The organism is Jiangella asiatica (assembly GCF_004349065.1).
Classification (GTDB): domain Bacteria; phylum Actinomycetota; class Actinomycetes; order Jiangellales; family Jiangellaceae; genus Jiangella; species Jiangella asiatica.
Genome location: NZ_SMKZ01000004.1, coordinates 86,164 through 101,297, shown reverse-complemented (window position 1 = coordinate 101,297; position 15,134 = coordinate 86,164). Strand labels below are relative to the sequence as shown.

The window sequence follows — 15,134 nt, the reverse complement described above, 5'->3', positions numbered from 1 at the left end:
GTACGTGCTCGCTACGCACCGGTGCGGGCGTGGTGCGGGCACCCGGTCGGCTCGCTGTCCGGCCGGTCGTCCGGCGGCGTCCAGCCGGCGCTGGGCAGGAAGCCCGGCAGCTGCACCGACTCGTCGTAGTACTGGTGGTAGACCGGCAGCGCCGAACTGGACATCGGCGGCACCACCCAGGACCACTCGGCATGCGGGACCCGGCCGGCTCGCCGCTCCTTGTCGGCGAAGGCCATGAACATCGACGACTCCTGGTGGTGGTCGGCGATCTTCACCCCGGCCCGGTCGAACGAGTGCAACACCGCGCGGTTCACCTCGACGAGCACCCGGTCCTTCCACAGCGAGCGGTCGTCGTCGACGTCGAGCCCGAGCAGCTGCCCGACCGTGGTCATCTTGTCGTAGCGGTCGGCGTCGACGAGGTTGCGCGAGCCGATCTCCGTCCCCAGGTACCAGCCGTTGAACGGCGCCGTCGGATACGTGACGCCGCCGATGCGCAGCGGCATGGAGGAGATGGCCGGCACGGCATGCCAGCGCAGCTCGAGGTCGGCGAACCAGGGGAGCTCGGGGTGGGTCAGCTCGACCTCGAGGACGGCGTCATCGGGGATGTCGAAAAGCCGCACGCCCTCGTCCGGTGTCTCGACGGCCAGCGGCAGGACATCGAAGTCGGTGCCCTTCCCGGTCCAGCCCAGGCTCTCGACCCAGCGGGTGAAGTCGGCCTGGGCGGGGTCGCCGACGACGGAGCGCAGCCCGCGATAGCCGGCGTAGCGGACCAGCTGGGTGTTGCGCAGCCGGGGCGCCGGACGGCCGGGCTGGTCGGGGGCGAAGAGCGTGATCACCGCACGGACGCGCCCCGCGTTCGTGGCGATCCGCAGGTGCTCGACGCACTCGGCGGCCACACCGTCGGCGTCGCGGACGTGCCGCCGGTCGCGGACGACGAGGCTGCGCCAGTAGAGCCGGCCGATGCACCGGTTCGCGTTGCGCCAGGCCACCTTGGCGCCGAACTCCAGCTCCTCGATGGTGTGGCTGAAGCTGCCACGCCTGCCGAACTCGATCAACGCCTGGCTGAAGCGCTCCCCAGGGTCCGCAGCGTGGGGATTCTCGGCGGCGTGGAGTCGGAAGAACTCCTCGGCTTCGCTGAGATCGACGGAGTGGATCGGTACGTCCGGAAGGCCCGGATGGCGGTGCGTTCCGTCGGTCGGCACAGGTCAGCTCCTCCGATGTCGCAGGTGCGGGAAACGGGCAAAATCGGCATATCGACCCCCTGCCCAAGTCGGCATGCCGAGAAAGATGACGCACCGTCACGGATGATCTCAGAGACCGGACGGCGAAATCTGCCGTTCCGGTCAATCGATGCGGACCGGTCGAGAATCCGTGAATCGGACGTCGAGGAGCCGGCGCGCGGCCGAAAATCGCTGGACCGGCCGCGCTGGCCGCGGATAGGGATGGAGGATGGTCGAGACGACGGACGGTTCCAGGTCGGCGCTGGGTCGGGTGCTTCGAACGGCCGGCGGCGAGCAGCTCCTGGAAGCGCTGGCATCGCTGTCCGGAACGGACCTCACGACGCTGCAGCTGGAGCTCATGCGCCGGCGCGCGGCCGAGGTGTCGCCGGCCCGGGTGCTGGAGCGGTATCGCACCGATCGCTTCACGGTGGCGGCGACGGTCCCGTTCCCGCGGTTGCGCCGGGCCGAGCAGCTGACGGTCGCCGCGCGGGCGCTGCTGGCGCTCGGTGCGCACGGCGTGCAGGTCCGCCTCACCGTCCTGGACCCCGGCTTCGACGACGTGGCGACGGCGGCTTCGTCGGCTGGACCCGGGAGCTGCTCAGCGACCGCAAGGAGTGCCTGCTCATCGGCGGGATCGGCGTCGACCGGGTTGCGATGCTGATGCCCGCGCCCTGAATGCTGCTGCCCGCCTGGGTGTTACACAACTACGACACTATTGCTGGACATCTGTCACATGTGCGGCCTAGCCTGGAACCATGGCGGGTACCGACGAGCAGGAAGCGGCGTTCTACGCGATCGTCGACTCCGACGGACGCATCGAGCCGCGCGACGCGATGCCGGAGGCGTACCGCAAGACGCTGATCCGGCAGATGGCGCAGCACGCGCACTCGGAGATCATCGGCATGCAGCCGGAGGGCAACTGGATCAGCCGTGCCCCGAGCCTGCGCCGCAAGGCGATCCTGCTGGCCAAGGTGCAGGACGAGGCCGGACACGGGCTGTACCTCTACGCCGCGGCCGAGACGCTCGGAGTGTCGCGTGACCACTTGCTGGAGCTCCTGCACACGCACCAGCAGAAGTACTCGTCCATCTTCAACTACCCGACGCTGACGTGGGCCGACGTCGGCGCGATCGGCTGGCTGGTCGACGGCGCGGCCATCACCAACCAGGTGCCGCTGACCCGCTGCTCCTACGGCCCGTACGCGCGGGCCATGGTGCGCATCTGCAAGGAGGAGTCCTTCCACCAGCGGCAGGGGTTCGAGGCGCTGCTCACGCTCACCCGCGGCTCGGCGCGGCAGAAGGCCATGGCGCAGGACGCGCTGGACCGGTGGTGGTACCCGAGCCTGGCGATGTTCGGCCCGCCGGACCGCGAGTCCACGCACTCCGACCAGTCCATGCGCTGGGGCATCAAGCGCTTCGGCAACGACGAGCTCCGGCAGCGGTTCGTCGACATGACCGCGCCCCAGGCCGACGTCCTGGGCCTCACCATCCCCGATCCGGACCTGCGCTGGAACGACGAGCGTGGCCACTACGACTTCACCCAGCCCGACTTCGACGAGCTGTTCCGGGTCATCTCCGGTGACGGGCCGTGCAACCGGCAGCGCATGGAGCACCGGGTCGCCGCGCACACCGAGGGCGCCTGGGTCCGCGAGGCCGCCGCGGCCTACGCGGCCAAGCGCGCCAAGCGGGCGGAGGCGGCCGCATGAGCGCTGAGTGGCCCCTGTGGGAGGTGTTCGTGCGGGCCCGGCGCGGCCTGTCGCACGTGCACGTCGGCAGCCTGCACGCGCCCGACGCCGAGATGGCGCTGCGCAACGCCCGCGACGTCTACACCCGCCGCAACGAAGGCGTCTCGATCTGGGTGGTGCCGTCCGAGCGGATCACCGCGAGCAGCCCCGAGGAGAAGGACGCCTTCTTCGACCCGGCCGCGGACAAGGTCTACCGGCACCCGACGTTCTACGAGGTCCCGGCGGAGGTGAAGCACCTGTGAGCGAGCAGAGCCAGCTCGTCGAGTACGCACTGCGGCTCGGCGACGACGCACTGGTGCTGGCCCAGCGGCTGGGGGAGTGGGTGGCCCGCGCGCCGGAGCTGGAGGAGGACGTCGCAATGGCCAACGTCGCGCTGGACCTGCTCGGCCAGGCCCGGGCGCTGCTGACCTACGCCGGCGAGGTCGAGGGCGCCGGCCGCGACGAGGACGCCCTGGCCTACTGGCGCGACGACCGCGACTTCCGCAACGCCCTGCTGGTGGAGGCTCCGGGCGGCGACTTCGCGGTGACGACGGCCCGCCAGCTGGTCTTCGCCGCCTACCAGTACGAGCTGTACGAGCGGCTGCGCTCCAGCGCGGACCAGACGCTCGCGGCCATCGCCGGCAAGGCGGTCAAGGAGGTCCACTACCACCGCGACCACGCCACCCAGTGGGTGCTCCGGCTCGGCGACGGCACCGAGGAGAGCCACCGGCGCATGCGGGCCGGCCTGGACACCGTCTGGCCGTACGTCGACGAGCTCTTCGACGCCGACGACCTCACCGCCGCGCTGAGCGCGGGCACCGCCCCGATCGCCGTCGACCCCGCCGAGCTCCGCGACCCGTGGCAGGCCTACGTCGGCGCCGTGCTGGCCGAGGCCGGGCTGGAACCGCCAGACGACGTGCCGGCCCGCCGCGGCGGCCGGCAGGGTCTGCACACCGAGCACCTGGGCCACCTGCTCGCCGAACTGCAGCACCTGCACCGATCCCACCCGGGCGCGACATGGTGACCGCGACGCCGGCGCGCCCCCGGACCGCCGCCGACGTCCGGGCGGTCGTCGCGGCCGTACCGGACCCGGAGCTGCCGATGGTCACCATCGAGCAGCTCGGCATCCTGCGCGACATCCGTGTCGCCGAGACCGGCCGGGTCACCGTCGACATCACGCCGACGTACTCCGGCTGCCCGGCCATGGACGCCATCCGCGCCGACATCGTGGCCGCCCTCGGCGCGGACGGCGTCGACGACGTCGAGGTCCGGCTCGTGCTGGCACCGGCGTGGACCACCGACTGGATCACCCCGGCCGGCCGCCGGGCGCTGCGCGACAACGGCATCGCGCCGCCGCACTCCGCCGGCTCCGAGCGGCCGGGCCCGGTCGCGCTCACCCTCGCCGTCCGCTGCCCGCACTGCGGGTCGCCGGACACCCGCGAGCTGTCCCGCTTCGGCTCGACGGCGTGCAAGTCCCTGTGGGCCTGCCGCGCCTGCCAGGAGCCGTTCGACCACGTGAAGGCGCTATGACGACGGCCACCACGCCGGCGCGGCCCACCGGGCGCCGGCACTCCGTCGTCCACCGGCTGCGGGTCGCGCGGGTCGAGCGGCTCACCGACGACGCGGTCGCGGTCACCCTCGCCGTCCCCGCCGAGCTGACGGCCGAGTACGAGTTCGCCGCCGGACAGCACGTCAACGTGGAGCTGCCGGGCGGCGACGGCGTGCGGCGCAGCTACTCGATCTGCTCGCCGGCCGGGTCCGGCGAGCTGCGCATCGCGGTCAAGCGGCTGCCCGGCGGCGCGTTCTCCGAGCACGCGTTGAGCAGGTTGGCCCCCGGCGACGAGCTGGACGTCATGACGCCGGCCGGCCGGTTCACCCCGTCGTTCGACCCGGCGCGCGCCCGTCACTACGCCGCCGTCGCGGCCGGCAGTGGCATCACGCCGATCATGTCGATCGTCGCGACGGCGCTGGCCACCGAGCCCGGCAGCCGGGTCATGGTGCTGTACGGCAACCGCACGTCGTCCTCGGTGATGTTCCTGGACGAGCTCGCCGACCTGAAGGACCGCCATCCCGGCCGGCTCCAGCTGGTGCACGTGCTGTCCCGCGAGCCCGGCACGACGGAGCTGCTCTCCGGCCGGCTGGACGCGCAGCGGCTGGGCCGGGTGCTGGACACCCTGCTGCCGCCGGACACCGTCGACGACTGGTACTTGTGCGGCCCGTACGAAATGATCACCGCGGCGCGCTCGGTGCTGGCCGGGCGCGGGGTCGACCGCTCACACGTACATGCCGAGCTGTACCACGTCGGCGACGCACCACCGGCGCCGCGCACCGAGTCCGCGCCGGTCCCGGTGCACTGCGCCGTCACCGCCGTCCTCGACGGGCGGCGCAGCGAGGTCGTGCTCGACGACCCGGACGAGACTGTCCTCGAGGCGGTGCTGCGGGCCCGCAACGACGCGCCGTTCGCCTGCAAGGGCGGGGTCTGCGGCACCTGCCGGGCCAAGGTGCTCGACGGCGAGGTGACCATGGAGCGGCACTACGCGCTGGAGGACGGCGAAATCGCCGCCGGGTACGTCCTCACCTGCCAGTCGCATCCGACGACGCCGAGGCTCGAGGTCGACTACGACGCCTGACCCGGCCCGCTAGAGTCTTTGCCCGTGCCGCTGAAAGCCGACGCCCGCCACCAGCCCTGGAGCCGCCAGCAGCGGCGCCAGGTGCTCTGGCCCGTCGTCGGCCTGGTGCTGGCGTCCATCTGCGCCGTCGTCGTCATCTGGCTCGCCGTCGGCGACCTGGCGGCGGACACCGTCGCCATCGCCACCTTGTTCGCGCTGCTGCCGGTCGTGGTGGTGGTCGGCGCGTTCCTGTGGCTGGACCGTTGGGAGCCCGAGCCCGGCCGAACCATGATCGCGGCGTTCCTGTGGGGCGGCGGCGTCGCCACGCTCGGCGCGTTGCTGGTGAACTCGCTGGTCGCGGTGACGTATGGCGAGTACACGTCGTCGGTGGTGTCCGCGCCGTTCGCCGAGGAGGCGCTCAAGGGCGCGTTCCTGGTGGTGCTGCTGTGGCGGCAACGGCACGAGCTCGACGGCGTCGTCGACGGCATCGTGTACGCCGGCCTGGTGGCGGCCGGGTTCGCTTTCGTGGAGAACATCCTGTACCTGGGGCGGGCGTTCGACGTCACCGCGATCGACGGGTACACCGTGTTCCTGGTGCGTGGCCTGGTCTCGCCGTTCGCGCACCCGCTGTTCACGGTGTTCATCGGCATCGCGGTGGGCATCGCGGCCCGCCGGCGCGACGCCGCGTCCCGGGTACTCCTGCCGGTCGTGGGGTACCTGCTGGCCGTCGCGCTGCACGCGTTGTGGAACGCCTCCGCGCTGTGGGACGAAGGACAGGGGTTCATCGCCGTCTACATCGTGGTCATGGTGCCGCTGTTCGCGGCGATGACCGCCATCGCGCTGTGGCAGCGCCGGCGCGAGCAGCGGGTGGTGGCCGCGGCCCTGCCGCGCTTCCTCGACGCCGGCTGGATCCCGTGGTACGAGGTCGACCTGCTGTCGACCATGCGCAGCCGGCGCCGCTGGACCAAGGCGATGCGCCAGTCCTACGGCCGGTCGGCGGCCCGCGCGGTGCGCGACTACCAGATCGCGGTGACCGAGCTGGCGTTCCTCTACAGCCGCATCGAGCACGGCCTCGACGTCGAGTACGCCGACGCGTGGCGGGCCGAACTGCTCCAAGCCGTCACCGAGACCCGCTCGAAGGCCGTGGGGCTGACGTCACGGTAGCCTTCACCCATGCCTGACGAGCTGTTCACCCTCGCCGCCGCCACCTCCGGCGCGCCCGCGTCCGCACCGTTCGGACGCGTCCTGACCGCGATGGTCACCCCGTTCCTCGACGACGGTGGCCTCGATGTCGAGGGGACGGCCGCGCTGGCGGAGAAGCTCGTGGCCGACGGCTGCGACGGCCTGGTGCTCAGCGGCACGACGGGTGAGAGCCCCACCACGTCGGACGCGGAGAAGGAGCTCATCCTGCGCACCGTGCTCGACGCGGTCGGTTCCCGCGCCCGGGTGGTCGCGGGCGTCGGCACCAACGACACCCGACACACCAGCGAGCTGGCCCAGATCGCGCAGAAGGCCGGCGCCCACGGTCTGCTCGTCGTGACGCCGTACTACAGCAAGCCGCCGCAGGAGGCGCTGTTCCAGCACTTCACCGCCGTCGCGTCGGCCACCGACCTGCCGGTGATGCTCTACGACATCCCCGGACGCACCGGCGCGGCCATCGAGACCGAGACGCTGGTCCGGCTGGCCGAGCACGACCGGATCGTCGCGGTCAAGGACGCCAAGGGCGACGTGTTCGCCTCGTCCGAGGTCATGGCCCGCACCAGCCTGGCGTACTACTCCGGCGACGACTCCCTCAACCTCGCGCTGCTCACGCACGGCGCGGTGGGCGTGGTCAGCGTCGTGTCGCACGTCGCGGCCGGTGAGTACGCGCAGATGATCCGCGCCGTCGACTCCGGCGACCTGCGGCGGGCCCTCGATCTGCACCGTCGTCTCATTCCCGCCGTGCGCGGCATCATGAACCGAACTCAAGGAGCCATCATGGCGAAGGCCGCAGTCCAGCTGCTCGGCGCCATCCAGAACCGGACTGTCCGCTCACCCCTCATCCCCGCCACCGACGAGCAGGTCGCGCTGCTGCGCGCCGACCTCTCCGAGGCGGGGCTCGCATGAGTCATCCGCATCCCGAACTTCCCTCGCCCCCGTCCCTCGAGCCGAACGCGCTGCGTGTCGTGCCGCTCGGCGGGCTGGGCGAGGTGGGCCGCAACATGACGGTGTTCGAGTACGGCGGACGGCTGCTCGTCGTCGACTGCGGCGTGCTGTTCCCCGAGGACAACCAGCCCGGCGTCGACCTCATCCTGCCCGACTTCGAGTACATCCGGGACCGCCTCGACGACGTCGAGGCGATCGTGCTCACGCACGGTCACGAGGACCACATCGGGGCGGTGCCGTTCCTGCTGCGCGAGAAGGCCGACATCCCCGTCGTCGGCTCCCGGCTGACCCTCGCCCTGGTCGAGGCGAAGCTCAAGGAGCACCGCATCGACGCATACCAGCTGCAGGTCCGGGAGGGCCAGTCGGAGCGGTTCGGGCCGTTCGCGGTTGAGTTCCTGGCCGTCAACCACTCCATCCCGGACGCGTTGGCGCTGGCCATCGACACCCCCGCCGGCCTGGTGCTGCACACCGGCGACTTCAAGATGGACCAGCTGCCGCTGGACGGCCGGCTCACCGACCTCAACGGCTTCGCCCGGCTCGGCGACGCCGGCGTCGACCTGTTCATGGTCGACTCCACCAACGCCGAGGTGCCCGGGTTCACCCCGCACGAGCGCGAGATCGCCGACGTCCTGGACGGGGTCTTCGCGCGGGCGCCGCGGCGCGTCATCGTCGCCTCGTTCGCCAGCCACGTGCACCGCGTCCAGCAGGTGCTCGACGTCGCGGTCGCGCACGGCCGCAAGGTCGCGTTCGTCGGCCGGTCCATGGTCCGCAACATGGGCATCGCCCGCGACCTCGGCTACCTCACCGTGCCCGGCGGCACCCTTGTCGACCTCAAGAGCCTCGACAACCTGCCGCCCGAAGAGGTCGTCCTGATGTCGACGGGCTCGCAAGGCGAGCCGATGGCCGCGCTGTCGCGCATCGCCAACCGCGACCATCCGGCCATCCGCATCGAGGACGGCGACGTCGTCGTGCTCGCGTCGTCGCTGATCCCGGGCAACGAGAACGCCGTCTCCCGGGTCATCAACGGGCTGACCCGCGAGGGCGCCACCGTGGTGCACAAGGGCAACGCCAAGGTGCACACCTCCGGGCACGCGGCCGCCGGCGAACTGCTGTACGCCTACAACCTCGTCAAGCCGCGCAACGTCATGCCCATCCACGGCGAGACCCGGCACCTGTACGCCAACGCCGACATCGCCGTCAGCGCGGGTGTGCCGCGCGACCGAGTCGCGCTTGCCGAGGACGGTGTCGTCGTCGACCTGGTCGACGGGGTCGCCCAGGTGGTCGGCGCGGTGCCGTGCGGCTACGTCTACGTCGACGGCTCCAACGTCGGCGGGGTCGCAGAGGCGTCGCTCAAGGACCGGCGCATCCTCGGCGAGGAGGGCTTCATCTCCGTCGTGATCGTGGTCGACTCCGTCACCGGCAAGGTCACCGGCGGCCCGGAGATCCACGCCCGCGGGTTCGCCGAGGACGACAGCGTCTTCGACGACATCCGTCCCGAGCTCGTGGCCGCGGTCGAGAAGGCGGCCGAGGGCGGCAACGCCGACACCTACCAGCTCCAGCAGACCATCCGGCGCACCATCGGCCGCTGGGTCGGCGGGCGGCTGCGGCGGCGGCCCATGATCATCCCAGTCGTCGTGGAGTCGTGAGGCGCGCGGCGGTCGCCGGCGTCACTCCGCGCGGATGTGCTCGGCCTTGAGGCGGCTGCCGACGCCGATCACGGTCACGCCGGCCACGGCCGCTGACGCCAGGACGGCGATACCCAGGAGCAGGGCACTCTGCTGCCACGGGGGGTCGCCCATGTCCGAGCCGAGCTGCAGGTAGGTGCTGCCGGCGAAGAGGCCGCTCACGATGGCGGCGACACACCCCAGGGCGGTGGGCAGCGCGGCCTCGAGCCATTGGGCCCGTCGCAGCAGGGTTGGCGGCGTGCCGACCAGGAGCAGCGACGTGAGTTCGCGACGCCGCGCGACCGCCCGGTCGCCGGCGGCCACGGCGAAGGTCAGCAGGCCGATGGACAGGACCACCGCCGCCAGGGTCCAGATGACCGTCCGCATGCCGGCGACGAAGTCGTAGTACTCGATGTCCTCCCGCGTCGTGGCCGTCAGGCCGAGCGCGTCCAGCTGCTGGTAGAGGTCGCGCCCAGGGCCGGCGACGACGACCAGCGTGGTGTCGGCCCGTGTGGTCAGCGACTCGACGCCGGGCGTGCCGGGCGGGACCAGCAGGTCGGCCCAGAGTGGGCGGATGTCCCAGGTGGGCTCGTCCAACGACCCCTCGCCGGTGCCGGTGATCCGGGCCTCGGAGATGGGCACCTCGACCGCTCCGGCGGCGGGTGCGTCCGCCGTGCCGCTCCACAGCGCCGCGGTGTCCGGGGCGCCGGTGCCGCCGAGCTCTCGGGGCACCCACCTCGGTGTCAGCGAGGACACCACCCCGTCCACGCAGCCGTCGACGGCAGGCGCGAACCGCCGCAGCTCGTCGCAGCCGGCGACCAGCGCCGCGACGGGCACTCGTTCCACCGGGTCGCCGGGAGCGCCGAGCGTGACCTCACCGGTCAGGACGGGGAAGGCAAACGTGTCGCGCACCCCCGGCAGCGCCAGGACGTCCCGGCGCGCCGCGTCTAGGCCGCCGGCGGGCACCGTCACGGCGGCGCGCTGGCCGTTCTCGATGTGATCCGCGGCAGCGGCGTACTGCGGCGTCTCCTCGAACGCCACCACGACCGAGCGGGCGCCGACCAGCAGGAACAGGCCCACCATGAGGGCGGCGATCACGCGGGTCGTCGCGGCCGGCTGCGCCTGCAACCGGCGCGCGGCGACCATGGCCGTCGGCCCGGAGAAGCCACGCGCCAACAGGTCGGCGAGGAGCCGGACGAAGACCGGGACGACCAGGATGATGCCCAGGCTCACCAGCGCGAGCCCGGCGAACACCGTCGCGACCTCACTTCCGGTGATCATGAAGTCGTTGTTCGCGCGCCGGGCCAGCAGGCAGAGCACCAGACCGACGCCCAGCGGTGCCGCCCGCCACGGCGAGGGTCGCCGCACGTCGGACTTGCGGGCCCGGTCCAGCGCCCGCCGCAGGTCCAGCCGTTGCGGTAGGACGGCGACAGCGACCGTGACGGCGGGCAGACCCAGGATGACAGCCGCACAGGCCGCCGGTGACGGCACGAGATCGGTTCCTCTGACCCATGCCAGCGCGACCGTCAGCGCCGCTCCGAGCGCGGTGCCCACGACCGCGACCAGGCCGGCCTCGGCGGCCGCCACCGTGCGGGTCTGGGCGGCGCTGAGTCCCAGCAGCCGCAGGTTCGCCAGCTGCCGGTCACGCAGCTGCGCCGACAGCCGCCCGACCGTGGCGGCCAGCACGACGACCGGCAACGCGACGGCGGCGACGACACCGGCGATGAGCCGGCCGACCTCCTGGTCGCTGAAGGCCCCGGTCGAGCCGACCCGGCTCGTCGCGATGGCCCAGACGGCCAGGAGGACCGAGGTGCCGACGGCGCTTGCCGCCAGCACCGACAGGGACCGGACCCGCCGGCCCGGCGAACCCCACGCGAGCCTGACGCCGAGCGCCACTGCCGCGATCATCCGACCGCCTCGCGGGCGGAGAGGTCCAGCATGCCGTCGCGCAGCACCACCAGATCGTCGAGATGCGACGCGACCAGATTGTCGTGCGTCACCACCACGAGGGCGACACCCATCCGCGTGCTCAGTGCGACCATCGCGTCGAGCACGGCCTCGGCGTTGACAGTGTCCAGCGACCCGGTGGGCTCGTCGGCGAGCACGACCCTGGGCTCGTGCACGAGCGCTCGCGCGACGGCCGCCCGCTGGGCCTGCCCGCCCGAGACGGCTCCGGTGCGGGAGTCGGCGACGTCGGCCACGCCGAGCTCACCCAGGAGATCCCGCGCGCTGGCGCGGGCGGCGGCCCGCTTGACGCCCAGCAGCTGCAACGGCAACATCACGTTCTCGATCAACGTCAGCTCCGGCACCAGATCGCCGAACTGGAAGACCACGCCCATGTGACGCAGCCGCAGCGCGCTGCGCTCCCGGTCGCTGAGCCCGGTCAAGTCCTGTCCGTCGAACATCACCCGTCCGCGGTCGGGCACCAGGATGCCGGCGAGGCAGTGCAGCAGGCTCGACTTGCCCGAGCCCGACGGGCCCATGAGCGCCGTCCGCGAGCCGGCCGCGAGCGTCAGATCGATACGACGCAGCGCGGGGGTGGCGCCGTAGGACAGTCCGATTCCGAGTGCCTCAAGCATGTCCGCCTCCGGTGCGGTCGAGGTGCCGGCGGACGGTGTCCAGCCGGGTGCCCGACTCCTCGATCCAGCGCAGGTCGGCGTCCAGGTGCGCCAGCTCGTAGGTGACCGCCAGCAGGACCGCCCCGGTCGCCTGCCGGCGCGCGGCCTGGAGTTCGCGCATTCGTCGCAGGTGGGCCTCCCGTTGCCGGGCCAGGACGTCGGTCACGTCGCGGCCGGAGAGCAGCGCCACGGTGACCCGCGCGTACAGCGTGCTGGTGGCGAATACCTCCGCCGGCTGTGGCGTGAACACCCAGTCGTCGACGGCGGCCGCGCCGTCCGGGGTGATGCGGTACAGGCGGCGGTCCGGGCCGTGGCCGGCCTCGACCTCGATCTGGTCGGCCAGGCCGTCCCGGGTGAGGCGGGCCAGCGTCGAGTACACCTGGCCGAAGGCCAAGGGCCGACGCCGGCCGAACCACTGGTCGAAGTTGCGCTTCAGGGTGTAGCCGTGCGCCGGACCGGGTTCGAGCAGCGCCAGCAGAGTGGTCGAGGTACTCACGGACTGAACTATACACGCGGAGTATACGCAAAGTGAATAGCCTGCGGGCGTTCAAAAGCGGACAGATCGCCCGACGCGCCGGGACATCTGTGACTGACGATACGAGTGTGGCGGTTGTAATGTGATCTCCATGGCGACCCGAACAGCTCCGTCCCGGTCGCGAAGCTCGTCGGGTACGTCCACGCGGCGTGCCCCGGCTCGCGGCCGGAAACGTCGCGCCCCCGAGCCGCCTCCGCCGCCACCGCCGGAGCCGACTCTCGTCGCCAAGTTCTTCGGCGGCATCGGCCGGATGTTCGCCGGCATCTGGATGGGCATCGCCCACCTGGTCGGCGGCATGGCGCGCAGCGTCGGGCGCACCGCCACGAGCCTGGAGGCCGAACAGCGCCGCGACGGCGTCGGCCTGTTCCTCATCGGCACCGCGTTCGTCACCGCGGCGTCGGTGTGGTGGGCACTGGACGGCGTCGTCTACGACGCGGTGTACCAGGGCCTGGCCGGTGCCGTCGGCACCGGTGCCTACGTGACGCCGATCCTGCTGCTCATGGCCGCCTTGCGGACGCTGCGCCACCCCGACCGCAACGGACCGGGCGGACGGCAGGTCATCGGCTGGGTGTGCCTGGCGCTGGGCACGCTGGGCCTTGCGCACATCGCCGGCGGCATGCCGCGCCCGGTGGACGGGCAGGCCGCCATGGAACGCGCCGGCGGCGCGATCGGCTATGTCTCCTCGACCATCCTGGCCGACCTGCTGACGGTCTGGGTCGCCGGCCCGCTGCTGGGCCTGCTGACGCTGTTCGGCGTGCTGGTCATCACCGGCATCCCGCTGTACGAGGTCACCGACCAGCTGCGCGCGGCCGCGCTGACGGTGGGCGGCTGGCTGGGCTTGCGCCGAGCCGATGCCGACGAGCGCGACGGGCGGCCGCGGGGACGCGACGACCGCCTCGCGCCAACCGACGACGAGCCGTACGACTCCCCGGTGCTGCGCGAGAAGCCCAAACGCAAGCGCAAGAACGACGCCGACGACGCCGACACCGCCGAGCTCGGTGGCCTCGGCGACGACGAGGACGGGAGGCCGACCGAGCCCGCCGTCGTCGAAAGGGAGCTGCGCAGGAAGAAGAAGGGCGCCGCCGACGGTCCCGCCGACCCGCCGCCGCACACGCCGATCCCGCAGCGGGTCGAGCAGCTGGCACTGTCCGGCGACATCACCTACACGCTGCCGTCCAGCGATCTGCTGCGCCAGGGCAGCCCGCACAAGGCCAGGTCGAAAGCGTCGGACCAGGTGGTCGACTCGCTCATGGGCGTGTTCGACCAGTTCAACATCGACGCCGTCGTGACCGGCTACACCCGCGGCCCGACCGTCACCCGCTACGAGGTCGAGCTGGGCACCGCGGTCAAGGTCGAGCGGGTGACCGCGCTGTCGAAGAACATCTCGTACGCGGTGGCCAGCGCCGAGGTTCGCATCCTGTCACCCATCCCGGGCAAGTCGGCCATCGGCATCGAGATCCCGAACACCGACAAGGAGATCGTCAGCCTCGGCGACGTCATGCGGTCCTCGGCGGCCCGAAAGGACCACCACCCGATGGTGGCCGGCCTGGGCAAGGACGTCGAGGGCGGCTTCGTCGTCACCAACCTGGCGAAGATGCCGCACCTCCTGGTGGCCGGCGCGACCGGCTCCGGCAAGTCCAGCTTCATCAACTCGATGATCACGTCGGTGCTCATGCGGGCCACGCCCGACGAGGTGCGGCTGATCATGGTCGACCCCAAGCGGGTCGAACTGTCGGCCTACGAGGGAATCCCGCACCTCATCACGCCGATCATCACCAGCCCGAAGAAGGCAGCCGAGGCACTGCAGTGGGTCGTGCGCGAGATGGACATGCGCTACGACGACCTCGCCAACTTCGGCTTCCGGCACGTCGACGACTTCAACAAGGCCGTCCGCACCGGCAAGGTGAAGGCGCCGGAGGGCAGCGAACGCACGCTGTCGCCCTACCCGTACCTGCTGGTCATCGTGGACGAGCTGGCCGACCTCATGATGGTGGCGCCGCGCGACGTCGAGGACTCCGTCGTGCGCATCACCCAGCTGGCCCGGGCCGCGGGCATCCACCTGGTGCTGGCCACCCAGCGCCCGTCCGTCGACGTCGTCACCGGCCTGATCAAGGCGAACGTGCCGTCGCGGCTGGCGTTCGCGACGTCGTCGCTGGCCGACTCCCGCGTCATCCTCGACCAGCCGGGTGCGGAGAAGCTGGTCGGTCAGGGTGACGGCCTGTTCCTGCCGATGGGCGCGAGCAAGCCGATCCGGGTCCAGGGCGCATGGGTCACCGAGACCGAGATCGCCTCCGTCGTCGGTCACTGCAAGGAACAGCTCGAGCCCACCTACCGCGAGGACGTCACCGCGCCGGCCGCCGCCAAGCGCGAGATCGACGAGGACATCGGCGACGACCTCGACCTGCTCTGCCAGGCCGCCGAGCTGGTCATCAACACCCAGTTCGGGTCGACGTCCATGCTGCAGCGCAAGCTGCGGGTCGGGTTCGCCAAGGCCGGCCGGCTCATGGACCTCATGGAGAGCCGCGGCATCGTCGGCCCATCCGAGGGGTCCAAGGCGCGCGACGTGCTCATCAAGCCCGACGACCTCGACGAGGTGCTCGACACCCTGCGCGGCGGCTGACC

Annotated in this window: 14 protein-coding genes; 10 read left to right on the top strand and 4 right to left on the bottom strand. The window is 71.9% G+C overall.

Annotated features, from left to right (window positions below):
* Positions 1–11: 11 nt before the first annotated feature.
* Positions 12–1,202, bottom strand: coding sequence for a nitric oxide synthase oxygenase (locus E1269_RS04725; RefSeq protein ID WP_203432912.1), 1,191 nt, complete (start codon positions 1,200–1,202; stop codon positions 12–14).
* A gap of 247 nt (positions 1,203–1,449) precedes the next feature.
* Between E1269_RS04725 and E1269_RS04720 the strand changes: the two genes are divergently transcribed.
* The 9 genes from E1269_RS04720 (at position 1,450) to E1269_RS04680 (ending at position 9,341) form a co-directional block, all read left to right on the top strand.
* The gene (locus E1269_RS04720) at positions 1,450–1,881 is read left to right on the top strand and encodes a hypothetical protein (RefSeq protein WP_131891897.1); all 432 of its coding nucleotides are present in this window, start codon (positions 1,450–1,452) and stop codon (positions 1,879–1,881) included.
* Positions 1,882–1,975: 94 nt separating this feature from the next.
* Positions 1,976–2,923, top strand: coding sequence for a 1,2-phenylacetyl-CoA epoxidase subunit PaaA (gene paaA, locus E1269_RS04715; RefSeq protein WP_131891895.1), 948 nt, complete (start codon positions 1,976–1,978; stop codon positions 2,921–2,923).
* Positions 2,920–3,204 (top strand): 1,2-phenylacetyl-CoA epoxidase subunit PaaB, encoded by a 285-nt coding sequence (paaB, locus tag E1269_RS04710; protein WP_131891893.1) that lies wholly within the window; start codon positions 2,920–2,922, stop codon positions 3,202–3,204. Before paaA ends, paaB begins: the two co-directional genes overlap by 4 nt.
* Entirely contained in the window at positions 3,201–3,965 is a 765-nt protein-coding gene (gene paaC, locus E1269_RS04705) for a 1,2-phenylacetyl-CoA epoxidase subunit PaaC (protein WP_131891891.1), read from the top strand. Before paaB ends, paaC begins: the two co-directional genes overlap by 4 nt.
* Positions 3,959–4,471 (top strand): 1,2-phenylacetyl-CoA epoxidase subunit PaaD, encoded by a 513-nt coding sequence (paaD, locus tag E1269_RS04700; RefSeq protein WP_131891889.1) that lies wholly within the window; start codon positions 3,959–3,961, stop codon positions 4,469–4,471. Before paaC ends, paaD begins: the two co-directional genes overlap by 7 nt.
* Positions 4,468–5,571: a 1,2-phenylacetyl-CoA epoxidase subunit PaaE gene (gene paaE / locus E1269_RS04695; RefSeq protein WP_131891887.1), complete on the top strand. Its 1,104-nt coding sequence runs from the start codon at positions 4,468–4,470 to the stop codon at positions 5,569–5,571. Before paaD ends, paaE begins: the two co-directional genes overlap by 4 nt.
* A gap of 24 nt (positions 5,572–5,595) precedes the next feature.
* Positions 5,596–6,714 carry a PrsW family intramembrane metalloprotease gene (locus E1269_RS04690; protein ID WP_203432910.1) on the top strand — a complete coding sequence of 373 codons (1,119 nt, stop codon included), beginning with the start codon at positions 5,596–5,598 and terminating at the stop codon, positions 6,712–6,714.
* A gap of 9 nt (positions 6,715–6,723) precedes the next feature.
* Complete coding sequence (gene dapA, locus E1269_RS04685) at positions 6,724–7,656, top strand: 4-hydroxy-tetrahydrodipicolinate synthase (protein ID WP_131891885.1); 933 nt, start codon at positions 6,724–6,726, stop codon at positions 7,654–7,656.
* Positions 7,653–9,341: a ribonuclease J gene (locus E1269_RS04680; protein WP_131891883.1), complete on the top strand. Its 1,689-nt coding sequence runs from the start codon at positions 7,653–7,655 to the stop codon at positions 9,339–9,341. Before dapA ends, E1269_RS04680 begins: the two co-directional genes overlap by 4 nt.
* Before the next feature lie 21 nt (positions 9,342–9,362).
* Here E1269_RS04680 and E1269_RS04675 read toward each other — a convergent pair whose 3' ends face one another.
* The 3 genes from E1269_RS04675 to E1269_RS04665 are packed head-to-tail and all read right to left on the bottom strand — an operon-like array spanning position 9,363 to position 12,473.
* Positions 9,363–11,267 (bottom strand): FtsX-like permease family protein, encoded by a 1,905-nt coding sequence (locus tag E1269_RS04675; protein WP_131891881.1) that lies wholly within the window; start codon positions 11,265–11,267, stop codon positions 9,363–9,365.
* Complete coding sequence (locus E1269_RS04670) at positions 11,264–11,938, bottom strand: ABC transporter ATP-binding protein (protein WP_131891879.1); 675 nt, start codon at positions 11,936–11,938, stop codon at positions 11,264–11,266. Before E1269_RS04670 ends, E1269_RS04675 begins: the two co-directional genes overlap by 4 nt.
* Entirely contained in the window at positions 11,931–12,473 is a 543-nt protein-coding gene (locus E1269_RS04665) for a PadR family transcriptional regulator (protein ID WP_131891877.1), read from the bottom strand. Before E1269_RS04665 ends, E1269_RS04670 begins: the two co-directional genes overlap by 8 nt.
* 130 nt (positions 12,474–12,603) lie before the next feature.
* On the opposite strand from E1269_RS04665, the gene E1269_RS04660 reads away from it, so the two are divergent.
* A complete protein-coding gene (locus E1269_RS04660) occupies positions 12,604–15,132 on the top strand; it encodes an FtsK/SpoIIIE family DNA translocase (RefSeq protein ID WP_131891875.1) in 2,529 nt (842 codons plus the stop codon).
* Positions 15,133–15,134 lie beyond the last annotated feature (2 nt).